The sequence below is a fragment of the Microbacterium sp. NPDC059771 genome, assembly GCF_042732495.1.
GTDB lineage: Bacteria > Actinomycetota > Actinomycetes > Actinomycetales > Microbacteriaceae > Microbacterium > Microbacterium sufflavum.
On the sequence record NZ_JBHWHK010000001.1, the window covers coordinates 1,089,338 to 1,109,609 of the forward strand.

Genomic DNA, 20,272 nt, shown 5'->3' on the forward strand with positions numbered 1-20,272 from the left:
CCGTCATGCGTTGCCGTGCTGACGCGCTGCCGTGCTGACGTGCTGCCGTGCTGCCATGCTCACGCGCTGACGTAGCCTCGGGCCCCCCGGGGTCGGGCCGCCCGGGTCAGACGGTGCCGTACAGGCGGTCGCCCGCGTCGCCGAGGCCGGGCACGATGTAGCCCTTCTCGTTCAGGCGTTCGTCGAGGGCACCCAGCACCAGGGTCACATCGCGGTCGCCGGCCATCGCCTCGATCGCGGCGACGCCCTCGGGGGTGCCGAGCAGGCAGATGGCCGTGACGTCTTTCGCGCCGCGGTCGAACAGGAACTGGATGGCCGCGGCCAGCGATCCACCGGTCGCGAGCATCGGGTCGATCGCGAAGCACTGGCGGTCGCTGAGGTCGTCCGGCAGCCGCTCGGCGTAGGTGGTGGGCTCGAACGTCTCCTCGTCGCGGACCATGCCGAGGAAGCCGACCTCGGCGGTCGGGAGCAGCTTCACGAGGCCTTCGAGCATGCCGAGGCCGGCGCGCAGGATGGGGACGACGATGGGGCGCGGCTCGGAGATCTTGACGCCCGTGGTGGTGGTGACCGGGGTCGTGATCTCCACCGGCGACACCTTCACGTTGCGCGTGGCCTCGTACGCCAGGAGGGTCACGAGCTCCTCCGTCAGCTGCCGGAACACGGGCGACGGGGTGCGCGCGTCGCGCAGCACCGAGAGCTTGTGGGTGATGAGGGGGTGGTCGGCGACGTGAACACGCATGGATACAGGCTAATGCGCCGCGACCGCGCGCACGACATCGGTCCTCCGGGGCGCAGCTGCCGCTGCCGTAGGCTCGACGCATGACCGCCGCCGACCGCACTGCGATGCAGCGCGCGCTCGTGCTGGCCGCGGAGGCCGCCGCAGACGCCGAGATCCCGGTGGGCGCCGTGGTGCTCGACGCCCAGGGGCGGATGCTCGCGGAGGGCCGCAACACGCGGGAGACCACGCACGACCCGACCGGTCACGCCGAGGTCGTGGCCCTGCGGGCGGCCGCGGCGGCACTCGGCTCGTGGAACCTCGACGGCTGCACGCTCGTGGTGACGCTGGAGCCGTGTCTCATGTGCGCCGGCGCGATCCTGCAGGCGCGCGTCGGGCGCGTGGTGTTCGGCGCGTGGGACGACAAGGCGGGTGCGGCCGGGTCGATGTACGACGTGCTGCGAGACCGGCGTCTTCCCTACCGTGCGGAGGTCATCGGCGGGGTCGACGAAGAGGCGTCCACCGCGCTGCTGCGTGACTTCTTCGCGCAGCGGCGGTGACTGCCGGGTCGGATCACTGCGCGACCGCCGCGCCTCAGTCCGAGGACTTGAGCACGAACACGTCCGTCGAGGGCTCCGGGTCGATCGCGGGGCGGTACACATCGGGCTCGATGTAGACGACGCGCGCCACCGGAACGGCCTCGCGGATGCGGCTCTCGATCGCGTCGATGTCGTCGGCGACCTCGCGCAGGGGCTTGTCGGCGTTGAGGGCGATCTTCGCGGCGACCATGAGCTCGTCCGGCCCGAGGTACAGGGTCTTCAGGTGGATGATCTTCTCGATCTCCGGGCCGTCCGTGATCGCGTCCACGATGCGGTCCTCGTCGGCCTGCGTGGCTCCCTCGCCCACCAGGAGGCTCTTCGTCTCGACGCCGAGCACGATCGCGATCAGCACCAGCAGCACGCCAATCATGACGGTGCCGAGCGCATCGAAGAGGGGGTTGCCGGTGAGGAGGGTGAGGCCCACGCCGAGCAGCGCGAACGTCAGACCGGTCAGGGCGCCGACGTCCTCGAGCAGCACGACCGGAAGCTCGGGGGCCTTGGCGCGTCGCACGAACGACCGCCACGACTGGCCCCGGTCGCGCACGAGGTTGCTCTCCTTCACGGCGGTGCGCAGCGAGAACGACTCCAGGCCGATCGCGATCAGCAGCACGACGAGAGGCAGCCACCACCAGGTCTTGTCGAGCTCGTGGGGGTTCGTGAGCTTCTCGACGCCCTCGTAGATGGCGAAGAGGCCGCCGACCGAGAACAGGATGATCGAGACGACGAAGGCGTACACGTAGCGTTCGCGTCCATAGCCGAACGGGTGCGCTCGGTCGGCTCGGCGCTGGGCCTTGCGTCCGCCGAGCATGAGGAGGAGCTGGTTGCCCGAGTCGGCGACCGAGTGGATGGCCTCCGCGAGCATGGAGGCGGAGCCGGAGAGGGCCCACGCGAGGAACTTCGCGAGAGCGATGCCCAGGTTCGCCAGGAACGCCGCGACGATGGCCTTGCTTCCTCCGGATGCACTCATGCGTCGAGTCTAGAACCGCCGGTCGTGGGACGCCGGAGCGCCCGCCGTAGGATGACCACATGGCTGACTCGCTTCCCTCCCTCGCGTTCCTCGGTGCCGGTTCGATGGGCGGGGCGATCCTCCGCGGCGTGCTCGCATCGGGCGTCCCGGTCGACGGCGGGATCACCGCGACGAACCGCACGACGGAGAAGGCGGCGTCGTTCGATGGGCTCGACGGGGTGACCAGCATCGCGCTGTCCGAGCGGCCGGAGGGCAACGCCGAGGCGGTGTCCGGGGCCGGGATCGTGCTGGTGGGCGTCAAGCCCGCGATGGTGCCGGAGCTGCTGCGCGAGATCGCTCCGCACCTGACCGCCGACACGATCGTCGTCAGCCTCGCCGCCGGGGTCACCCTGCAGACGTTCGCCGACCACCTGGGCACCGGAGCGCGCGTGATCCGGTCGATGCCGAACACGCCGTCGACCGTCCGCAAGGGCGTGACCGGCCTCGCCGCCGGGGCCGCGGCGACCGCGGACGACGTGGCGCTCGTGCGACGCCTGTTCGAGACGGTCGGCGCGGTGATCGAGGTGCCGGAGTCGCAGATCGACGCGCTGTCCACGATCTCCGGCTCGGGCCCCGCGTACGTGTTCCTCCTGATCGAGGAGGTCACCACGGCGGCCATCGGGATGGGGTTCACCGAGGCGGATGCGCGGCTCATGGTCGAGCAGACCTTCATCGGTGCGACCGCCCTGCTCGACGCGTCGGGCGAAGACCCGGCCGAGCTGCGGCGCCGTGTGACCAGTCCCAAGGGCACCACCGAGCGCGCCGTCGCCGTGCTGCAGGACGCCCACCTCGACCGGACCTTCGCCGAGGCCGCCGCGGCCGCGCTCGCCCGTGCGAAGGAGCTCGCGGCGGGGGCGTGACATGCGGCTGCGGGTCGAGGGGGAGATCTGGTTCTGGCGCGGGCCGGCGCCGTTCCACTTCGTCACGGTGCCGCCGGTCGAGAGCGCGATGATCCACGATGTCGCCGCCGTCGTCACCTATGGCTGGGGCATGATCCCCGCGACGGTGACGATCGGCGGCACGACCGTGACCACCGCGCTGTGGCCGAAGGACGGCGGCTACATCGTGCCGATCAAGAAGGTGCTGCAGGATCGGGAGGGGCTCGGCGTGGGCGATGCGGTCGAGGTCGTCCTCGACATCGACGCCTGACCCCCGCGGGGCTCAGCCCTCGCTCGACACCTCCGCGAGCACCTCCGGCCACCGCCGTTCGAGCGTCTTGCCGCCCAGCACGGTCCCGCCCCACACGGCGGCGGTCCCGATCACGACCGCGCACGCCAGACTCACCCAGCCCAGCGGCGGCATCCAGATCGCGGCGATCCCGAAGCCCAGAGCCGGGCCGCCCAGGATCAGCGTGATCGGCGACATGATCAGCATCGCGAGGAAGGACTGTGCGCCGCCCGCCGATCCGCGACCGAACGGGTTCGCCTCGGGAGCGGGAGCGCGACCGGGGAGGAACGCGCCCACCCACGCGCCCGCGCCGGCCGACACCGCCATCAGGCCGAGCGCCGCGCCGAGGCTCGCGGGCAGCAGGTCCGGTCGTCCGGCGACCAGGCACGTCGCCACGCACAGGGCGATCGTGACCGGGAGGCCGATCAGCCCGAAGCCGAGCAGCCGTCCCGCCCGGTCTGCGGTGCCGCTGACACCGGTCAGGATGTGCAGGGCGACCGCGTCGTTGTCGTAGGCGATGGCCAGCTGCACGATGCTCCCCGCGAGGAGAGCGTTGATGGCCGGGATCAGCACGATGGCGGGAGCGAGTCCCACGGACTCCTCCCGCAGGCCGTTCATCACGGCGAGACCGAGGAAGATCGCGGGCAGGATCAGCAGCATCACCACATTGACGACCTGGCGCGGGTCGCGGCGGAAGTAGTGGAGCGTGCGGCCCGCGATCGCACCGACCGGTCCCGCCGGCAGCATCCGGTCGAGCAGGCCGCCCGAGCGGACCCGGCCGCCCCCGCTGGACACGAGAGGTGCCGTGAGGCGGGCGTCGAGGTGGACGCGGGCCGCGACCCAGAGGAGCACGACCGTGCCGACGGCGATGAGCAGCCGGAGCAGTGCGACCCCCACCGCCCCCTGCGCGAGCGCCGCGGGAACCCCGAACACGGCGGCGACCGGGGTCCAGGCGGCGACCTCGGCCACGGTGGCGAACGCCCCGCCGACGTCGTGCACGGTCGTCAGCGCCTGGAGCCCGATGTTCAGCAGCAGTCCGGACGACGCCAGCAGCACGACACCCACCGTGAGCACGAGGTCGCGGGTGCGGCGCCGGGCGAGCCACTTCCCGAGCAGCCCGCTCACGACGCGGGCGCCCAGCACGCAGGTCGCCAGGGCTACCGGGATGAGGACGAACGCGGCGAGCAGGGCGAGCACGTCGACCGACCAGCCGAGGAGCATCAGCAGCAGGGCGAGTGCGGTGCCGATGCCGCCGATCGTGGTGACGCCCGCGACCACGAGCCCCGGGAGCATCCGCTTCGCCGTGACCGGCAGCAGGGCGAACCGGTCGGGCGCCAGGGCGTCGTCGCCGCTTACGAGGATCGACCCGACCCACCAGCCGAGCATGATCACGGCTCCCGTCAGCACGAGCGCGGTCACGGCGGCGTCGGGCGCACCGATCCGCAGCAGCACGAGCCCCACCGTCAGGGTCGCGAGGATGCCGACGGCCAGGAGGCCGACCACGACGAGCGTGACGATCATCCACGGGTTGCGCGCGAGCTGGTGACCGAGCTGACGCAGCCGCAGGCCTACGAGGAGCGCAACCACGCGAGCGTCTCCGTTCCCAGGTCGTGGGCGCCGACGAGCGACAGGAAGCGCTGCTGCAGCGTCATCCCGGCTCGGACCTCATCGAGTTCTCCGTGCGCCAGCAGCCGCCCCTCGGCGACGATCGCGACGCGGTCGCACATCGACTCGACCAGCTCCATGACGTGACTGGACAGCACCACCGTGCCGCCGCTGTCGACGAAGGCGCGCAGGATCTGCCGGATGGTCTGACCCGACACCGGGTCGACGGCCTCCAGCGGTTCGTCCAGCAGCAGCAGCCGCGGCGCGTGGATCAGCGCGCACGCCAGGCCGATCTTCTTGCGCATGCCGGCGGAGTAGTCCACGACGAGGGTGTCGCGGTCGTCGCCGAGGCCCAGCGCGTCGAGCAGCTCGCCGGTGCGGGTGTGCACCTCGGCCTCGGGCATGCCGCGGAGCAGGCCGGTGTAGCGCAGCAGCTCGGCGCCGGTGAGGCGGTCGAGCATGCGGATCCCGTCGGGGAGCACGCCCATGAGCGCCTTCGCCCCCGCCGGGTCCTGCCAGACGTCGTGTCCGAGCACCCACGCCGAGCCCGCGTCCGGACGCAGCAGCCCCGTCGTCATCGCCAGCGTGGTGGTCTTGCCCGCACCGTTCGGGCCGAGCAGGCCGAGCATCGATCCGGCGGGGACGTCGAGCGAGAGGCCGTCGACGGCGACCTTCTGGCCGAACTGCTTGCGGAGCCCGCGGAGGGCGAGCACGGGAGGGGCCGGGGCGTGGTCGGTCATGGCCCCCATCCCATCACGCGGGAGTCGAGCGACGCATCCACCGCGAGGGGGAGTCGGGATGGGGCGCGGTCAGCGGTCCAGGGCGGCGAAGCGCTCGATATCGCTGTTGGTGCCCGACACGATGATGAGGTCGTGGTTGGTGACGATGGTGTTCGCCTCGGCGTAGCGGAACGGCTTGCCGGGGCTCTTCACGCCGACGACGGTGACCTTGTACTTCGAGCGCACGCCGGACTCGTTCAGGCCGACGCCGCGGATGAACTTCGGCGGGTACATCTTGGCGAGCACGAAGTCGTCGTCGAAGCGGATGAAGTCGAGCATGCGACCGCTCACCAGGTGGGCGACGCGCTCGCCGGCCTCGCGCTCGGGGTAGATCACGTGGTTGGCGCCGACGCGGGCGAGGATCTTGCCGTGCGACTGGGAGACGGCCTTGGCCCAGATCTGCGGGACCTTGAGGTCGACGAGGTTCGCGGTGATGAGCACGGATGCCTCGATCGAGGAGCCGACCGCGACGACCGCGACCTGGAAGTCCTGGGCGCCGATCTGGCGCAGGGCGTCGATGTTCCTGGCATCGGCCTGCACGGTGTGGGTGACCCGCTCCGACCACTTCTGCACGAGCTCGAGATTGTCGTCGATCGCGAGGACCTCGCGGTCGAGACGGTCGAGCTCACCGGCGCACGCCGCACCGAACCGGCCGAGGCCGATGACGAGGACGGGGGCGTCTCCGCGCAGGACTTCAACCAACGATCGGCCTTTCCACCGGCAGTGAGTAGTACTGCGTTCGCGACGTCGCGGCGACTGCCGCGGCGAGAGTCACTGTACCAACGCGCCCCATGAAGATGGTCGCGGCCATGACGTACGAGGCGGAATCCGGCAGCTCGCCGGTCAGGCCCGTCGAGAGGCCGACGGTGCCGAACGCGGAGATGACGTCGAACAGCACGTGGCTGATGTCGGCCTTCGTGATCTGCGCGATCACGATGGTCGACAGGGCCACGATGGTCGCTCCCCACGCGACGACGCTGAGGGCGACGCGCTGCACGTCGCTCGGGATGCGCCGCCCGAAGGCCTCGACCGACTGGCGTCCCTTCGCCTCCGACCACACCGCGATCGCGAGCACGGCGAGGGTGGTCACCTTGATGCCTCCCGCGGTCGACGCGGAGCCGCCGCCGACGAACATGAGCATGCTCGCCGCGAGCAGGGAGGAGCCGTTGAGATCGTCCATCTCGATCACGTTGAAGCCGCCGGAGCGCGTCATCGCGGAGAGGAAGAACGCCTGGAAGGTCGTGTCGGCGGCGTCCATCGACCCGAACGTCTTCGGGTTGTCGTACTCGAGGATGAGGAACGCGGCGGCACCGACCACGAACAGCAGCACGGTGGTGACGATCGTGAGCTTGGAGTGCAGCGACCACCGCTTCACGTGCCACACGTGCTTGGCGAGCGTGTAGATCACGGGGAAGCCGATGCTGCCGAGGAAGACCCCCACCATGAGCAGGAACAGCACGAGGTAGTCGTCGGCGAACACCGCGACGCCGCCGTCGTTGGGGGCGAAGCCGGTGTTGGTGAACGCCATGGCGGCGAAGTAGGGCGCCTCCCACAGTGCGGCGATCGGGTCGACCTTGGCCATCACCAGGGCCGGGTAGAGGAGTGCGGCGAGGGAGGCCTCGATGATGAGGGCGGAGACGGCGACCGTGGTGAGGAGCTGCCCGACCTCGCCCAGCCGCACCGTCTGGCTCTCGTTCACGACGCCGCCGTGCGCGCGCAGCGGGTTCGTGTCGCCCGCGGCCATGAGCTTGGCGCGCAACCCGAGGCGCTTGGAGATGAGCATGCCCATCAGCGAGGCGAGGGTCAGCACGCCCAGCGCACCGATGTTCACGCCGATGAACACCAGGACGTGCCCGAACGGCGACCAGTGGTTGGCCATGTCCACGGTCGCCAGACCCGTGACGCAGATCGTGGAGACGGCGGTGAAGAGGGCGTCGCTCAGCGGCGTGACGGTGCGGTCGGCCGATGCGATCGGCAGCGAGAAGAGGACGGTGAAGACGAGGATCAGCAGCGCGAACACGGAGATCGCGAACCGCGACGGCGACGACGTGATGAGGTGCTTGAAGCGCCCGCCCGACCCCGGGAACCGCTGTCGGGGCGACGACGCCGAAACGATGCCCGACATCGCTGCCCCCTCGTTCGAATCCATCCGTGCACGACGCCGCCCGCCGAGCCCTCGTCATGGTACTCCGTGCCGGGGGCGACTACCCTGATGCCATGACGGACATCTTCGACGTGATCGCAGACGGTACGAGGCGCGACATCCTCCAGCTCCTGCTCCGGCGAACGTCCGAAGGCGAGTCCGGCACCAGCGTGAGCCAGATCGTGGCCGACCTGGGGATCAGCCAGCCCACCGTCTCCAAGCACCTCAAGGTGCTGCGCGATGCCGAGCTCGTGACCGTGCGCGAGGACGGGCAGCGTCGGTTCTACAGCCTCGCCGTCGAGCCGCTCGAGGTCGTCGACGACTGGCTGGTCCCGTTCCTCGTCGACGCCTACGGCGACGCGGCCCCGGACATCGCCTACCCGGGTGGTCTTCCCGATGGCGCGGCACACGCCGCCGAGGTGGTCGGACGCGCGGCCGCATCGGCCAAGCACGTGGTGACCACGGCGCTCAAGCGGCTCGGCGCCTGACGCGCGCGCAGCCGCGCCGGAACGGACATCGCCCCTGACGACCGGGGGGCATGTCGTCAGGGGCGATCCACGGACCCCAGCTCCGCAACGGACTCGGCGGTGCCGGCACAAGTCCTGCATCGACAGTGCCAGAGCTGTCTGGGCGACCGGCGAGCGGCGGCTATGCGCGGGCTGGACGGGACGGGCTCAGCGGCGGCCCGCCTTGCGGCGGAACAGCCACGCGCCCCACACGACGGCGACGCCGAGGATCACCACGCACCACAGCACCGCCCACCACGGCTGCGTTCCGGCGTCGGTACCGAGGAGCAGGCTGCGGATGGTCTCGACGATCGGGGTGATGGGCTGGTGCGCGGCGACCGGCTGCAGCCACTCCGGCATGCTCGCCACCGGCACGAAAGCGCTGGACAGGTAGGGCAGGAACAGCAGCACGAAGCCGTAGCCGTTGGCACCCTCGGGGCTGCCGGCGGCGAGGCCGATCGCCGCGAACAGGTACGTGATCGCGAGGATGTAGAGCGTGATCAGCCCGCCCAGCGCGATCCAGTCGCCCGGCGACGCGGTCGGGCGGAACCCGACCAGCACCCCGACGCCGATGACGATGGCCGTCGCGACCAGGTTGCGCAGGACGCTCGCCACCACGTGCCCGGTGAGCACGGCTCCGGCGCGCAGCGGCATGGTGCGGAACCGGTCGATGATGCCGGAGCGCATGTCGTTCGCGACATACACCGCCGTGGAGGACGCCCCGAACCCCGCGCACGTGAGGATGATGCCCGGCACGACGTAGTCGACGTAGGCGCCGGAGGGGTCGATCGCCCCGCCGAACACCCACGTGAACATGAGCATGAGCATGACGGGCAGCATGATCGCCATGAGCAGTGATTCGCCGTCGCGCAGCGAGTGCCGCAGGCTGCGTCCGACGAAGACGGTTTCGGCCGTCAGCCCGCGCAGGCGCGGTCGAGGCGTCGGCGTGGGGGAGGCGTGCGGGGGCATGGGGGTGGTGATGGTGACCGCGGTGTTCATGCGAGCTCCTCGAGGGTGCGTGAGGCGGCGTCGACCGGCTCTCCGGATACAGGCCGGCCCGCGGGGGACGATGTGACCGCCAGGAACACGTCGTCGAGGGTGGGCCGTCGGAGCGTGACGACGCCGTCGTCTCCCTCCGTGTCGAGCCGATCGAGGGCGCGCCGCAGCCCGGCGACCGTGCCGTCGGTCGGGATCTCGCGCCGCAGCTCTCCCCGGCTGTCGTGGAGCTCGACCGTGTCGCCGCCGATACGCGCCTTGAGCTCGGCGGCGGTGCCCAGCGCCGCGATCCGGCCGTCGTGCAGGACGGCGATCCGGTCGGCGAGCTGATCCGCCTCCTCCAGGTACTGGGTGGTGAGGAACACCGTCGTGCCGGCACCCGCGACCGTGCGGATGATGTCCCACAGGTCGCGGCGGCTACGGGTGTCGAGCCCGGTGGTGGGCTCGTCGAGGAACAGCACTTCCGGGGTCACGACGAAGCTGAGCGCCAGGTCGAGGCGACGGCGCATGCCGCCGGAGTAGGTGCGCACGGCGCGGGACGCCGCGTCGGTCAGCGCGAACCGGGCGATGAGGTCCTCGGCGCGGTGCCGCGCGGCCGCCCGCCCCAGTCCCGAGAGGCGCGCGAACATGACGACGTTCTCGGTACCGGTGAGGGCGTCGTCCACGGCGGCCGCCTGCCCGGTGAGGCTGATGCGCCGGCGCACCTCGTCGGGATGCGAGCGCACATCCCACCCCGCCACGGTCGCCGATCCCGCATCCGCGGTGGTGAGGGTGGTGAGGATGTTGATGGTCGTCGTCTTGCCCGCGCCGTTCGGTCCGAGCAGAGCGAAGACCTCGCCGCGGCCGACCTCGAAGGCGAGGTCGTCGACCACGGGCTTCGGCCCGAAGGCCTTGCGCAGGTCGCGCACCTGGATGGCTGTCTCCATCAGGATCCCTTTCTGTGTATCGCGAAAACTGTGTATGGGCAACGCAATTGTGTATGACGGTAACACACTGTTTATGAAATAAACAGAAGTAGGATGGGCGGATGACCGACATCGAGCCTCCCGAGCTCCCCCGGGGCATCGCCCTCGCCTGGGGCGTCGCGGCGAATCCCCAGCGCGGGCCGAAGCGGGAGATGAGTGTCGAGAAGATCGTGGAGGCCGCGGTGGAACTCGCCGACGGCGAGGGCATCGGCGCCGTCTCCATGGCAGCGGTGGCCGCCCGGCTCGGCTTCACCCCCATGTCGCTGTACCGCTACGTCTCCGCGAAGGACGACCTCCTGCTGCTCATGCAGGAGGAGGCGACCGGACTCCCTCCGGAGAGCCACCTCGAGGTCGAGGGCTGGCGCGCGCGGCTGCTCGCGCTGTACGAGGCCCAGATCCTCGTCTACCTGCGCCACCCGTGGATCCTGTCGTTGCCGATCTCGGGTTCGCCGATCACCCCCAACAGCTCCGCCTGGCTGGACGCCAGTCTCGCCGCGCTCGATGACACACCGCTCACCGCCGACGAGCGGATGGCCGTCGCCCTCGCGATCACCGGCCACGCTCGCTGGTGCGGCATCGTGCAGGCGGGGTACTCGGAGCAGTCCCGCTCCTCCGGTCTCTCCGCCGAAGAGGTGGCGATGCGGGAGGCGTCGCTGTTCGATCGGGTGATCTCGGCCGAGGAGTTCCCCGCGCTCCGCCGGGCGATCGAGGACGGCGTGTTCCTGTCGCCGGCCGATCCGTTCCGCTTCGCCGTGGAGCGCACGCTCGACGGTGTCGCGGCCTACCTCGACGGTCTCGATCGCGGGGAGCAGCACCGGGTCTCCGAGGAGTGGGTCGCCCTCGATGCGGCGGAGCTCGCCGGGGACAAGCGCCTCAAGGAGGCGCAGAAGGCCAGCCGTGATGCCGAGAAGGCGCTGCGCGCGGCGCGCAAGCTCGAGCGTCAGGCTCTTCGCGAGGCGCGAGAACGGGTGGCGAAGGCCAGGAAGTCCGGCTGAGCGACCCCGGCGCCGCGCCGGATGGGCAGGATGGGGGGATGACGACCGCTCCGCACCGCGCTCACTTCGATTTCTCGATCACGTTCGCCAACGGCGGCGGCATGCACGGGGAAGGGTTCCGCCTCGACCTTCCCCGGGAAGACCTCTCGGCCGAGGAGATCGGCACCCTGCTCGTCCGCCACCTGGGACTGGCGCTGGTCGACGAGGTGCACCTCCGCGACCTGCGCATCGTCGAGGAGCCGCATCGCGGAAGCCGCGGGGTCGAGGCACCGAGCGGCGGTGGGGCCGAGGACCGCATCGTGGATCTCAGCCACCCCATCGAGGCCGGGATGATCACCTATCCCGGGCTGCCGGCGCCGACCATCGCCCCGTTCCTCACGCGCGCCGCATCCCGGGAGCGCTACGCGCCGGGGACCGAGTTCGCGATGGACGTGATCACGATGATCGGCAACACCGGCACCTACCTCGACGCCCCCTGGCACCGCTACGGCGACGGCGACGATCTCGCCGCACTCGACCTGCGCACCCTGGTCGGCCTCCCCGCCGAGGTCTTCCACCTGCGCGACGCCTGGTCGCCCGAGCGCCGCGGCATCCGCGCGGCGACCCTGGCGGACCGCGACCTGCGGGGCTCGGCGGTCCTCCTCGACACGGGGTGGAGCCGGCTCTTCGGCACGCCCGAGTATGCGGAGGGGGCGCCGTACCTCACGGAGGACGGCGCCCGCTTCCTGGTCGAGGCGGGGGTGCGCCTGGTCGGGATCGACTCGCTCAACATCGACGACACCGAGAGCGGCGGAGAGCGTCCGGCGCACAGCATCCTCCTCGCCGCCGGCGTGCACGTGGTCGAGCACCTCACGGATCTCGACGCGGTGCCCTCGCGGGGTGCCCGCTTCACCGCGGCCCCGCCCGCGATCCGCGGGTTCGGCACCTTCCCGGTGCGGGCGTTCGCCACGGTGCCCGCGTCCCACTGATCACACGAGTCACGTGGGTTTACACGCGTCCCAGGAAACCCATAGAGTGTGCACATCGAGAAAGGGGTACGTGGGATGCCCGAGGTTCCAGATGTCCGATTCCTGACGGTGGCCGAGGTCGCCGAGCTCATGCGCGTGTCCAAGATGACCGTGTACCGGCTCGTGCACTCCGGAGAGCTGCCCGCCATCCGCTTCGGCCGCAGCTACCGCGTCCCGGAGTCGGCCGTGGCCGAGGCGCTGCAGCGACCGATCGCCGACGCGGGTTGATCCGCAGGGCGGCGCGAGGCGGCCCGCGGGTTTGCTAGGATGATCCGAGGCATTTTTTCGTGCCCGTACCCGGGTGTCCGATTCGGCGACACCCAGCCCCTGACTTAGTGAGGTTTCCGTGGGTTCTGTCATCAAGAAGCGCCGCAAGCGCATGGCGAAGAAGAAGCACCGCAAGCTGCTTCGCAAGACTCGCCACCAGCGCCGCAACAAGAAGTAAGCGGCCAGACACCGAGCGCCTGTCTTCGGACGGGCGCTTTGTGTCTCTGCCGTGCCGCACCGCCGAGAGGATGTCATGAAGTCGATCACCGTCGCCGAGCTCGCCGAGCGCTCCGGTACCCCGCTCATCGATGTCCGGGAGGTGCACGAGTTCGCGGCCGGCCACGTTCCGGGCGCGGTGAACATCCCGATGTCCGAGATCGGCAACCGTCTCGACGAACTGCCCGCCGAGTGCTTCGACGTGATCTGCCAGGCCGGCGGCCGTTCGGCTCGCGTGGTCGAGGCGCTCGAGGCGCGCGGCTATGACGCGACGAACGTGGAGGGCGGCACGGGCGAGTGGATCGCGCAGGGTCGCGAGGTCGAGGTGCCGTCGGCGTGACCACGCTCACCCTGATCGGCAAGCCCGACTGCCATCTGTGCGACGTGGCCTCCGAGGTCGTCGACGCCGTGGTCGCCGAGCTGCCCGACGCCGCCGCCGAGCGGATCGAGATCGTCGAGGCGTCGATCGCCGAAGACCCCGCGCTGTACGAGCAGTGGTGGGAGAAGATCCCGGTGGTGCTGATCGACGGCCGCCTGCACGCCCACTGGCGCGTCTCGCCCGACCGCCTGCGCGAGGCGCTGGAGGAAGCCGTGAGCGCTGACGCCCTGACCGATCAGGAGACACCCCGATGACCATTCGCCATGTCGTGGCCTGGAAGCTCGCCGCCGACGATGCGCAGACCCGCGCGGACCAGGCGGCCGAGGTCGCCCGCCGGCTGAACGCGCTCGACGGCATCGTTCCCCAGCTGCGCAGCATCTGGGCGGGCGCGAACGACGTCTACCCCGACGCCAACTGGGACGTGACGCTCGTCGCGGAGTTCGACTCCGTCGATGCTCTGGAGCAGTACCAGGTGCACCCTGCGCACGAGGAGGTCGCCGGATACATCCGTTCCGTCGTCTCCGGTCGTGTGGCCGTCGACGTCGAGGTGTGAGACCGGGTGCCGCGCGGGGAGGCACCGAAACACAAACGTAATGCGGTCGTCTGCCCGTGTCATTGGTCACGCGACGAGCCGCATGTTTAGATGATCTCCTACCCGTCCGCGGGCGCACCCGCCCCCGAACCCCAGGAGTCGACATGCCTCGTCGTACCCTCTTCGCCGGTCTCGCACTCGTGGCCACCGCCACGTTCGCGCTCGCCGGATGCGCCACCGGATCGACCGACGCGGGCAGCAGCGACGCTCCCGCGGCCGGCGACGACTACGGTCTGATCGAGGCGGGCACCCTCTCTGTCTGCTCCGACATCCCCTACCCGCCGTTCGAGTTCCAGGGCGACGATGGAGAGTACACGGGCTTCGACATCGACCTGCTGGGCGCAATCGCGAAGCAGCTCGACCTGAAGCTTTCGGTGCAGGATGTGGGCTTCGAAGCTCTGCAGTCCGGGACCACCTTGGCGGCCGGTACGTGCGACGTCGGCGCCTCGGCCATGACGATCACCGAGGAGCGCAAGGCCAACATCGACTTCTCCGACCCGTACTACGACTCGCTGCAGTCGCTCCTGGTGCGCACCGACTCGGGCATCGAGTCGATCGACGACCTCGACGGGAAGAACGTGGGCGTGCAGCAGGGCACGACGGGTGAGTCCTACGCCGGGGAGAACGCGAAGGGCGCTCAGCTCGTGCAGTACCCGTCGGACGGCGAGCTGTGGCCGGCCATGCAGGCCGGGCAGATCGACGCGATCCTGCAGGACCAGCCGGTGAACCTCGAGCACGAGAAGGCCGACTCCGCCTACAAGATCGTGGAAACGTACGAGACCGACGAGTCCTACGGCTTCGCGTTCGCGAAGGGCGAGAAGGATGCTCTTCTCGAGGCGGTCAACGGCGCACTGAAGGACCTCCGCGACAGCGGCGAGTACCAGAAGATCTACGACGAGTACTTCACGGCCAACTGAAGACGGAACTGAGTCGGTCGGGAGGACCTTGACAATGGCGTTGAGGCGCACCACGAAGAAGAAGCTGTACCGCTACACCGTCTATGCGGTGCTGATCGCTCTCGTCATCTGGGCGGCGATCAGCACCGACTGGGCGCGGATCGCCACGATGTACTTCAACCCGGAGATCGCGGCGAAGATGCTCCCGGGGATCATCACCACCGCGCTCGTGAACACCCTGTGGTTCACCGCCGTGGCGTTCGTGGGCGGTTTGCTGCTCGGCGTGGTCCTCGCGCTGATGAAGCTGTCGGAGATCGGGCCGTTCCGCTGGATCGCGACGTGCTGGATCGAACTGTTCCGCGGACTCCCGGCGATCCTCACGATCTTCGCGATCGCCTACATCGTGCCGATCGGCATGGGTATCCCCGGTACGAAGCTCGGCGGGCCGGTAGTCCTCGGGCTGATCGGTCTGATCCTCGTGGCATCGGCGTACATGGCCGAGACCATTCGCGCCGGCCTGCAGGCGGTGCCGAAGGGGCAGACCGAGGCGGCCCGCTCGCTCGGCATGTCGCCCATGAAGACGACGTTCTGGATCGTGGTGCCGCAGGGCTTCCGCATCATCATCCCGCCGCTGACGAACGAGTTCGTGCTGCTGCTGAAGGACACCTCGCTGCTGTTCGTGGCCGGGTCGTTCATCTGGTCGAAGGAGCTCACGACGTTCGCCCGCGACGCCAGTACGCAGAACGCCAACGGGACGCCGCTGATCATGGCCGCGATCCTGTACCTGATCGTGACGATCCCCCTCACGCGGTTCAGCGCGTGGCTGGAGCGACGGATGGCGAGGAGCCGATGACCACCGATCTGATCGACGTCCACGCGCCCGCGATCGACATCCAGGGGCTCGTGAAGACGTTCGGAGACAACGAGGTGCTCAAGGGCATCGACCTCACGGTCACGGCCGGCGAGGTCGTCTGCGTGATCGGCCCGTCCGGCTCGGGCAAGTCCACGCTGCTGCGCTCGGTGAACCTGCTGGAGGAGCCCACCGGCGGCAAGGTGCTGATCGAGGGGATCGACATCACCGACCCCGACGTCGACATCGACCGCGTGCGCACCCGCATCGGCATGGTGTTCCAGAGCTTCAACCTGTTCCCGCACCTGAGCGTGCTCGGCAACCTGACGATCGCGCAGCAGCGGGTGAAGAAGCGGTCGAAGGCGGAGTCCGAGAAGGTCGCGCACGCGATGCTCGAGCGGGTGGGCCTGGCCGAGAAGGCGGGCGCCTACCCCGGTCACTTGTCGGGCGGGCAGCAGCAGCGCGTCGCGATCGCCCGAGCGCTGTGCATGAACCCCGACATGATGCTCTTCGACGAGCCCACCTCCGCGCTCGACCCCGAGCTGGTCGGCGAGGTGCTGTCGGTCATGCGGTCGCTCGCCGACGAGGGCATGACGATGCTGGTCGTGACCCACGAGATGGGCTTCGCGCGTGAGGTCGGCTCGCGGCTGATCTTCATGGACGGCGGTCACATCGTCGAGGAGGGCGACCCGCACGAGGTGCTCGCCGATCCGCAGCACCAGCGCACCAGGGACTTCCTGTCCCGCGTGCTCTGAAGCACCGACGAACGAACCCCCTGCCGCCGGGATGGCGACAGGGGGTTCGTTCTTCTCACCGCGGTCCCTCGGCTGCGACGACCTCCGCGGGGAGGCCGGAGACGCGCTACCGATATACAACGCGGGGGAGGGGCGTTCGGAGGCGCGGATCCGGAGGTTCGCCGGGTATCGTGTGCAGGTCGATCGCTGGGGCGGTCGACGGAATCTGGGGACAAGTCGGCGGCGATCCAGGACGGATCGGCGACGACTCGTGGTGACACAAGGGGGACCGATGGCTGTCTTCGGCCGTCGTCGACGTGAGATCGACGTTGCGAGCACACGCGCGGAATCGGCCGACGCCGCCGCGCCCGATGACGACGCGCTCCGCGCGCTCGAGGACCTGTTCTCGACACTCCCGCCACCGCCTCCGCGCCCCGCGCTGCGCGCGCACGCACTCGTCGACCGCGACGCGGGCCCGGCGCTCCTTCCGACCCTCACGCCCGGCGGCGACGACCCGATCGCACCGACCCCGGGCACACCCCTCATCGAGCGGGACACCTCGCTCGACCGCACCCGTACAGAACCTCAGGGAGAACGAATGGCACAACTGGAACAGTCCGTGCAGGAGCTTCTGACGATCGACGGCGCCGTGGGCGTCGCGATCGCGGACTCCGCGTCCGGCATGGCTCTCGCGCAGGGCGGTCACCCCGCCTTCGACCTCGGTGTCGCCGCGGCCGGGAACTCCAATGTCGTCCGCGCGAAGCTGCAGACGATGAAGGAGCTCGGCATCGCCAGTCGGATCGACGACATCCTCATCACGCTCGACGACCAGTACCACCTGATCAATGTGCTCAGCAGCAGCGGCACCGAAGGACTCTTCGTCTACCTGGTGCTCGACAAGGCGAAGGCGAACCTGGCGCTCGCCCGCCACAAGCTCGCCACCGTCGCCGGGCAGATCACCATCTGACCCGGAAACCGAACGGAGACCCTGCGGCCAGACGGCCGCGGGGTCTCCGACGTTCCAGGTGGGCCTCCGCCGCTCAGCCGCGCGGATGGACCACCACGGGCTCCGGGTCGACCGCGATGCGGACGCGGTCGCCGAACGCGGGGTGCACACCCGGCGCGTGCTGCACGCGGACGAGCTCGCCCGACTCCGTGCGCACGAGCGTGCGGCGCATGCTGCCGAGGAACGTGCTCTCCTCCACCAGCGCATCGGTCGCCGCGTCCGCCTCCGACGCGAAGTGCACGTTCTCCGGTCGCAGGTACACGTCGACCGGGCCGTCGGCCGGCGTCTGCAACGGCAGGCGCTGCCCCCACACCACGACGTGGTCGCCCTCCGCGACACCGGACACCACGCTCGACAGCCCGACGAACGCGGCGACCCCCGCCGTGGACGGAGCGGTGTACAGCTCCTCCGGGGTGCCGATCTGCTCGATGCGCCCCGCGTTCATCACGGCGATGCGGTCGGACACCGCCAGCGCCTCCTCCTGGTCGTGCGTGACGAAGACCGTGGTGATGCCCAGTCGGAGCTGGAGGCGGCGGATCTCGTCGCGCAGCTGCACGCGCACCTTCGCGTCGAGCGCCGACAGGGGCTCGTCCAGCAGCAGCACCCGGGGCTCGGTGACCAGTGCCCGCGCGAGGGCGACCCGCTGCTGCTGCCCACCCGACAACTGGTGCGGGAAGCGATCGGCGAGGTCGGCGAGACCCACGAGAGCCAGGGCGTCGAGCGACCGTCGTGCCGCCTCGGCCCGGCCGACTCCGCGGCGTCGCAGACCGAAGGCCGTGTTGTCGACCACGCGCAGGTGCGGGAACAGCGAGTACGACTGGAACACCATGCCGATGTCGCGCTTGTTGGTCGTCACCCGAGAGACGTCTCCGCCGCCGAGCAGGACCGCACCGCCATCCGCGACCTCGAGCCCGGCGAGCACGCGCAGCAGCGTGGTCTTGCCGCATCCGGACGGGCCCAGCAGCGACACGAACTCGCCCGGCGCGATGTCGAGATCGACGCCGTGCAGCACGGTCGTGCCGCCGTAGCGCTTCACGATGCCCTCGAGCTGCACGCGGGTGCCCTCGCCGGCCCGCGCGAGCAGCAGGTTGTCCTTCGTGCGGGGGAGGGCCTGGTCGAGGGTCATGAGCGGGCCTTTCGGGAGCCGCGCGCGACGCGGCCGATCAGGAGGAGCAGGAGGAAGACGAGCAGCAGCGCCAGCAGGGTGAAGATCGCCGGCGCGTAGGGGTCCTGCTTCTGCACGACGAGCATCGCCGTCTGGAACACCGGACGGTTCAGGAGGGAGGCGATCGTGAACTCTCCCAGGACCACGGCGATCGACAGCAGCGACGCGGCCAGCAGCCCCTGGCGGAGGTTCGGCGCGAGCACGCGGAGCACCACGGACGGCCAGCTCGCGCCGAGGGAACGGGCCGCCTCCGACAGCGTGCGCAGGTCGGCCGCGTCGATCGCCGCCTGGATCGACCGGAAGGCGAACGGCAGCACGGTGATGCCGTAGGCGAACGCGAGCGTCCAGGTGCCGGTGCCGAGGGTACGACCGATCTGCAGATAGAGGGGTGCGAGGCCGACCACCAGCACGATCGCCGGGATCGAGATGGGCAGGAGCGCGAGGAACTCGAACGCGGGCTTCAGCCGCGGGAAGCGCAGGTTCACCAGGATCATCGTCGGGGCGAGCACCAGCAGGACGATCGCGACGGTCACGACGGCGAGGATCAGCGAGTTGCCGAGTCCCGTCCAGATCGGCCGGAGCGCGGCCGCCGCGGCGGGGTCGAACAGCGCGGCCCAGTGCTCGAACGACGGTCCGTCGGCACCACGGAGCGTGAACAGGAACGTCGACACGAGCGGTACAGCGAAGAACGCGCCGACGAGCACACCGATCACCCAGCGCGTGGTGCGCGACGGGGCGAGACGGTTCACGAGCGCCACCGCGCAGCCCGGCGTTGGATCAGCGAGTACAGGCCCATCACCACGCCGACCACCACGATCATGCCGAGGGCGAGCGCCCCGGCGAGGTTCTCCCTCCCCAGCAGCGTCTCGCTCGTGAGGGCGGTTCGGATCTGCAGCGGCACGATCTGCGAGCCCTGGCTGGCCAGCGCCGCGGCGGTCGCGTACGACGAGAAGGCGTTCGCGAACAGCAGCAGCAGGCTGGCGAGGAACGAGGGCGCGAGCACGGGCAGGCCGACGCGCAGCCAGAAGCTCGCCCGCGTGCCGCCCAGCGTGAGGTTCGCCTCGGCCCACTGCGGCTGCAGGGCGGCGAGGGCGGGCATGAACGTGATGACCATGAGCGGCACCTGGAAGTAGATGTAGGGCAGGACGAGCCCGGGCAGCTCGTAGAGCCAGGTGCCGTTCGCGAAGATGTCGACGCCGAGCGTGTCGCGCAGGAAGACCGTGATCACCCCCTGGATGCCGATCGTGGCGATGAACGCGAACGCCAGCATCACCCCGCCGAACTGGGCGAGCACCCCGGCTGCTGCATCGACCGCCCGGCGCACGGCGCCCTCGGGCGGAGCGCCGAGCAACGCGTAGCAGACCAGGGCCCCCACGACCGCTCCGACCGCGGCCGTGAGCAGCGACAGCCCGGCCGAGTTCGCGAACGTCCTCAGGACCACGGGGTCGCCCAGTGCCTCGACGTTCGCCATCGTGACCGCGCCGTCGTCATCGAAGAACCCCGAGCCGACGGCGAGCACCGTCGGCACGGCGAGGAACAGCACCACGTAGGCCGCGAAGGGGACCAGCCCCAGCCACGCGAACGACGGCGCGGACCGGGGGGGGCCCCCGCCCCACGCGGGGTCGGTGGTGGGGGGGGGGGGGGGGGGAGAAGAGGCCGTCCCCCCCATTCCGGCAAGTAGTTC

The 20,272-nt window shown here is 70.3% G+C and carries 26 protein-coding genes; 15 read left to right on the forward strand and 11 right to left on the reverse strand.

Annotation, left to right across the window (positions count from 1 at the left end):
* Positions 1-106: 106 nt before the first annotated feature.
* Positions 107-739: a uracil phosphoribosyltransferase gene (upp, locus tag ACFV3I_RS05190; RefSeq protein WP_136032000.1), complete on the reverse strand. Its 633-nt coding sequence runs from the start codon at positions 737-739 to the stop codon at positions 107-109.
* Positions 740-819: 80 nt separating this feature from the next.
* On the opposite strand from upp, the gene tadA reads away from it, so the two are divergent.
* Positions 820-1,275: a tRNA adenosine(34) deaminase TadA gene (tadA, locus tag ACFV3I_RS05195; protein WP_136031998.1), complete on the forward strand. Its 456-nt coding sequence runs from the start codon at positions 820-822 to the stop codon at positions 1,273-1,275.
* A 34-nt stretch (positions 1,276-1,309) separates the two neighbouring features.
* Here the strand turns inward: tadA and ACFV3I_RS05200 are convergent, their stop codons facing one another.
* Positions 1,310-2,281, reverse strand: a complete 972-nt coding sequence (locus tag ACFV3I_RS05200) for a cation diffusion facilitator family transporter (protein WP_136031996.1) — start codon at positions 2,279-2,281, stop codon at positions 1,310-1,312.
* Positions 2,282-2,340: 59 nt separating this feature from the next.
* On the opposite strand from ACFV3I_RS05200, the gene proC reads away from it, so the two are divergent.
* Together proC and ACFV3I_RS05210 are read left to right on the forward strand one after the other, a co-directional pair.
* On the forward strand, positions 2,341-3,180 hold the full coding sequence (gene proC, locus ACFV3I_RS05205; RefSeq protein ID WP_378822490.1) for a pyrroline-5-carboxylate reductase: 840 nt from the start codon (positions 2,341-2,343) through the stop codon (positions 3,178-3,180).
* A gap of 1 nt (position 3,181) precedes the next feature.
* Positions 3,182-3,469, forward strand: a complete 288-nt coding sequence (locus tag ACFV3I_RS05210) for a DUF1905 domain-containing protein (RefSeq protein ID WP_247638373.1) — start codon at positions 3,182-3,184, stop codon at positions 3,467-3,469.
* Between the two features lie 12 nt (positions 3,470-3,481).
* Here ACFV3I_RS05210 and ACFV3I_RS05215 read toward each other — a convergent pair whose 3' ends face one another.
* The 4 genes from ACFV3I_RS05215 to ACFV3I_RS05230 all read right to left on the reverse strand — a co-directional run bounded on the left by ACFV3I_RS05215 (position 3,482) and on the right by ACFV3I_RS05230 (position 7,996).
* Positions 3,482-5,074, reverse strand: coding sequence for a hypothetical protein (locus tag ACFV3I_RS05215; RefSeq protein ID WP_247638374.1), 1,593 nt, complete (start codon positions 5,072-5,074; stop codon positions 3,482-3,484).
* Positions 5,056-5,832, reverse strand: coding sequence for an ABC transporter ATP-binding protein (locus ACFV3I_RS05220; RefSeq protein ID WP_136035873.1), 777 nt, complete (start codon positions 5,830-5,832; stop codon positions 5,056-5,058). Before ACFV3I_RS05220 ends, ACFV3I_RS05215 begins: the two co-directional genes overlap by 19 nt.
* A gap of 69 nt (positions 5,833-5,901) precedes the next feature.
* Positions 5,902-6,573: a TrkA family potassium uptake protein gene (locus ACFV3I_RS05225; RefSeq protein WP_136031985.1), complete on the reverse strand. Its 672-nt coding sequence runs from the start codon at positions 6,571-6,573 to the stop codon at positions 5,902-5,904.
* Positions 6,566-7,996 (reverse strand): TrkH family potassium uptake protein, encoded by a 1,431-nt coding sequence (locus tag ACFV3I_RS05230; protein ID WP_136031982.1) that lies wholly within the window; start codon positions 7,994-7,996, stop codon positions 6,566-6,568. The genes ACFV3I_RS05225 and ACFV3I_RS05230 overlap by 8 nt, the downstream gene beginning before the upstream one ends.
* Before the next feature lie 92 nt (positions 7,997-8,088).
* Between ACFV3I_RS05230 and ACFV3I_RS05235 the strand changes: the two genes are divergently transcribed.
* Positions 8,089-8,502: a helix-turn-helix transcriptional regulator gene (locus ACFV3I_RS05235; RefSeq protein WP_136031980.1), complete on the forward strand. Its 414-nt coding sequence runs from the start codon at positions 8,089-8,091 to the stop codon at positions 8,500-8,502.
* 186 nt (positions 8,503-8,688) lie between these two features.
* On the opposite strand, the gene ACFV3I_RS05240 is transcribed toward ACFV3I_RS05235, so the two are convergent.
* Positions 8,689-9,519, reverse strand: coding sequence for an ABC transporter permease (locus ACFV3I_RS05240; RefSeq protein WP_247638375.1), 831 nt, complete (start codon positions 9,517-9,519; stop codon positions 8,689-8,691).
* A complete protein-coding gene (locus tag ACFV3I_RS05245) occupies positions 9,516-10,442 on the reverse strand; it encodes an ATP-binding cassette domain-containing protein (RefSeq protein ID WP_247638376.1) in 927 nt (308 codons plus the stop codon). Before ACFV3I_RS05245 ends, ACFV3I_RS05240 begins: the two co-directional genes overlap by 4 nt.
* Before the next feature lie 101 nt (positions 10,443-10,543).
* On the opposite strand from ACFV3I_RS05245, the gene ACFV3I_RS05250 reads away from it, so the two are divergent.
* The 11 genes from ACFV3I_RS05250 to ACFV3I_RS05300 all read left to right on the forward strand — a co-directional run bounded on the left by ACFV3I_RS05250 (position 10,544) and on the right by ACFV3I_RS05300 (position 17,384).
* Positions 10,544-11,476, forward strand: coding sequence for a TetR/AcrR family transcriptional regulator (locus ACFV3I_RS05250; RefSeq protein ID WP_136031978.1), 933 nt, complete (start codon positions 10,544-10,546; stop codon positions 11,474-11,476).
* A gap of 38 nt (positions 11,477-11,514) precedes the next feature.
* Positions 11,515-12,444, forward strand: a complete 930-nt coding sequence (locus ACFV3I_RS05255; protein WP_247638377.1) for a cyclase family protein — start codon at positions 11,515-11,517, stop codon at positions 12,442-12,444.
* A 75-nt stretch (positions 12,445-12,519) separates the two neighbouring features.
* Positions 12,520-12,711 (forward strand): helix-turn-helix domain-containing protein, encoded by a 192-nt coding sequence (locus ACFV3I_RS05260; RefSeq protein ID WP_116242548.1) that lies wholly within the window; start codon positions 12,520-12,522, stop codon positions 12,709-12,711.
* 118 nt (positions 12,712-12,829) lie between these two features.
* Positions 12,830-12,928 carry a 30S ribosomal protein bS22 gene (locus ACFV3I_RS05265; protein WP_003792170.1) on the forward strand — a complete coding sequence of 33 codons (99 nt, stop codon included), beginning with the start codon at positions 12,830-12,832 and terminating at the stop codon, positions 12,926-12,928.
* 75 nt (positions 12,929-13,003) lie between these two features.
* A complete protein-coding gene (locus ACFV3I_RS05270; protein ID WP_247638378.1) occupies positions 13,004-13,306 on the forward strand; it encodes a rhodanese-like domain-containing protein in 303 nt (100 codons plus the stop codon).
* The gene (locus ACFV3I_RS05275) at positions 13,303-13,599 is read left to right on the forward strand and encodes a glutaredoxin family protein (RefSeq protein ID WP_136031972.1); all 297 of its coding nucleotides are present in this window, start codon (positions 13,303-13,305) and stop codon (positions 13,597-13,599) included. The genes ACFV3I_RS05270 and ACFV3I_RS05275 overlap by 4 nt, the downstream gene beginning before the upstream one ends.
* On the forward strand, positions 13,596-13,898 hold the full coding sequence (locus ACFV3I_RS05280; RefSeq protein WP_247638379.1) for a Dabb family protein: 303 nt from the start codon (positions 13,596-13,598) through the stop codon (positions 13,896-13,898). The genes ACFV3I_RS05275 and ACFV3I_RS05280 overlap by 4 nt, the downstream gene beginning before the upstream one ends.
* A 143-nt stretch (positions 13,899-14,041) precedes the next feature.
* Positions 14,042-14,854 (forward strand): basic amino acid ABC transporter substrate-binding protein, encoded by an 813-nt coding sequence (locus ACFV3I_RS05285; RefSeq protein ID WP_136031969.1) that lies wholly within the window; start codon positions 14,042-14,044, stop codon positions 14,852-14,854.
* A gap of 34 nt (positions 14,855-14,888) precedes the next feature.
* On the forward strand, positions 14,889-15,686 hold the full coding sequence (locus tag ACFV3I_RS05290; RefSeq protein ID WP_136031967.1) for an amino acid ABC transporter permease: 798 nt from the start codon (positions 14,889-14,891) through the stop codon (positions 15,684-15,686).
* Positions 15,683-16,438 carry an amino acid ABC transporter ATP-binding protein gene (locus ACFV3I_RS05295; RefSeq protein WP_136031965.1) on the forward strand — a complete coding sequence of 252 codons (756 nt, stop codon included), beginning with the start codon at positions 15,683-15,685 and terminating at the stop codon, positions 16,436-16,438. Before ACFV3I_RS05290 ends, ACFV3I_RS05295 begins: the two co-directional genes overlap by 4 nt.
* Before the next feature lie 271 nt (positions 16,439-16,709).
* Positions 16,710-17,384, forward strand: coding sequence for a hypothetical protein (locus tag ACFV3I_RS05300; RefSeq protein WP_240744583.1), 675 nt, complete (start codon positions 16,710-16,712; stop codon positions 17,382-17,384).
* Positions 17,385-17,457: 73 nt separating this feature from the next.
* Here ACFV3I_RS05300 and ACFV3I_RS05305 read toward each other — a convergent pair whose 3' ends face one another.
* The 3 genes from ACFV3I_RS05305 to ACFV3I_RS05315 are packed head-to-tail and all read right to left on the reverse strand — an operon-like array spanning position 17,458 to position 20,134.
* Positions 17,458-18,549 carry an ABC transporter ATP-binding protein gene (locus tag ACFV3I_RS05305; RefSeq protein WP_247638380.1) on the reverse strand — a complete coding sequence of 364 codons (1,092 nt, stop codon included), beginning with the start codon at positions 18,547-18,549 and terminating at the stop codon, positions 17,458-17,460.
* Positions 18,546-19,337: an ABC transporter permease gene (locus ACFV3I_RS05310; RefSeq protein WP_378822491.1), complete on the reverse strand. Its 792-nt coding sequence runs from the start codon at positions 19,335-19,337 to the stop codon at positions 18,546-18,548. The genes ACFV3I_RS05305 and ACFV3I_RS05310 overlap by 4 nt, the downstream gene beginning before the upstream one ends.
* Complete coding sequence (locus ACFV3I_RS05315; RefSeq protein ID WP_378822492.1) at positions 19,334-20,134, reverse strand: ABC transporter permease; 801 nt, start codon at positions 20,132-20,134, stop codon at positions 19,334-19,336. The genes ACFV3I_RS05310 and ACFV3I_RS05315 overlap by 4 nt, the downstream gene beginning before the upstream one ends.
* Between the last annotated feature and the right edge of the window lie 138 nt (positions 20,135-20,272).

Bases quoted from the DNA above. Each gene is read 5' to 3' on its own strand.
- upp (WP_136032000.1), bottom strand. From the start codon at position 739: ATGCGTGTTCACGTCGCCGACCACCCCCTCATCACCCACAAGCTCTCG.
- tadA (WP_136031998.1), top strand. From the start codon at position 820: ATGACCGCCGCCGACCGCACTGCGATGCAGCGCGCGCTCGTGCTGGCC.
- ACFV3I_RS05200 (WP_136031996.1), bottom strand. From the start codon at position 2,281: ATGAGTGCATCCGGAGGAAGCAAGGCCATCGTCGCGGCGTTCCTGGCG.
- proC (WP_378822490.1), top strand. From the start codon at position 2,341: ATGGCTGACTCGCTTCCCTCCCTCGCGTTCCTCGGTGCCGGTTCGATG.
- ACFV3I_RS05210 (WP_247638373.1), top strand. From the start codon at position 3,182: ATGCGGCTGCGGGTCGAGGGGGAGATCTGGTTCTGGCGCGGGCCGGCG.
- ACFV3I_RS05220 (WP_136035873.1), bottom strand. From the start codon at position 5,832: ATGACCGACCACGCCCCGGCCCCTCCCGTGCTCGCCCTCCGCGGGCTC.
- ACFV3I_RS05230 (WP_136031982.1), bottom strand. From the start codon at position 7,996: ATGTCGGGCATCGTTTCGGCGTCGTCGCCCCGACAGCGGTTCCCGGGG.
- ACFV3I_RS05235 (WP_136031980.1), top strand. From the start codon at position 8,089: ATGACGGACATCTTCGACGTGATCGCAGACGGTACGAGGCGCGACATC.
- ACFV3I_RS05240 (WP_247638375.1), bottom strand. From the start codon at position 9,519: ATGAACACCGCGGTCACCATCACCACCCCCATGCCCCCGCACGCCTCC.
- ACFV3I_RS05245 (WP_247638376.1), bottom strand. From the start codon at position 10,442: ATGGAGACAGCCATCCAGGTGCGCGACCTGCGCAAGGCCTTCGGGCCG.
- ACFV3I_RS05250 (WP_136031978.1), top strand. From the start codon at position 10,544: ATGACCGACATCGAGCCTCCCGAGCTCCCCCGGGGCATCGCCCTCGCC.
- ACFV3I_RS05255 (WP_247638377.1), top strand. From the start codon at position 11,515: ATGACGACCGCTCCGCACCGCGCTCACTTCGATTTCTCGATCACGTTC.
- ACFV3I_RS05260 (WP_116242548.1), top strand. From the start codon at position 12,520: ATGCCCGAGGTTCCAGATGTCCGATTCCTGACGGTGGCCGAGGTCGCC.
- ACFV3I_RS05270 (WP_247638378.1), top strand. From the start codon at position 13,004: ATGAAGTCGATCACCGTCGCCGAGCTCGCCGAGCGCTCCGGTACCCCG.
- ACFV3I_RS05280 (WP_247638379.1), top strand. From the start codon at position 13,596: ATGACCATTCGCCATGTCGTGGCCTGGAAGCTCGCCGCCGACGATGCG.
- ACFV3I_RS05285 (WP_136031969.1), top strand. From the start codon at position 14,042: ATGCCTCGTCGTACCCTCTTCGCCGGTCTCGCACTCGTGGCCACCGCC.
- ACFV3I_RS05290 (WP_136031967.1), top strand. From the start codon at position 14,889: ATGGCGTTGAGGCGCACCACGAAGAAGAAGCTGTACCGCTACACCGTC.
- ACFV3I_RS05295 (WP_136031965.1), top strand. From the start codon at position 15,683: ATGACCACCGATCTGATCGACGTCCACGCGCCCGCGATCGACATCCAG.
- ACFV3I_RS05300 (WP_240744583.1), top strand. From the start codon at position 16,710: ATGGCTGTCTTCGGCCGTCGTCGACGTGAGATCGACGTTGCGAGCACA.
- ACFV3I_RS05305 (WP_247638380.1), bottom strand. From the start codon at position 18,549: ATGACCCTCGACCAGGCCCTCCCCCGCACGAAGGACAACCTGCTGCTC.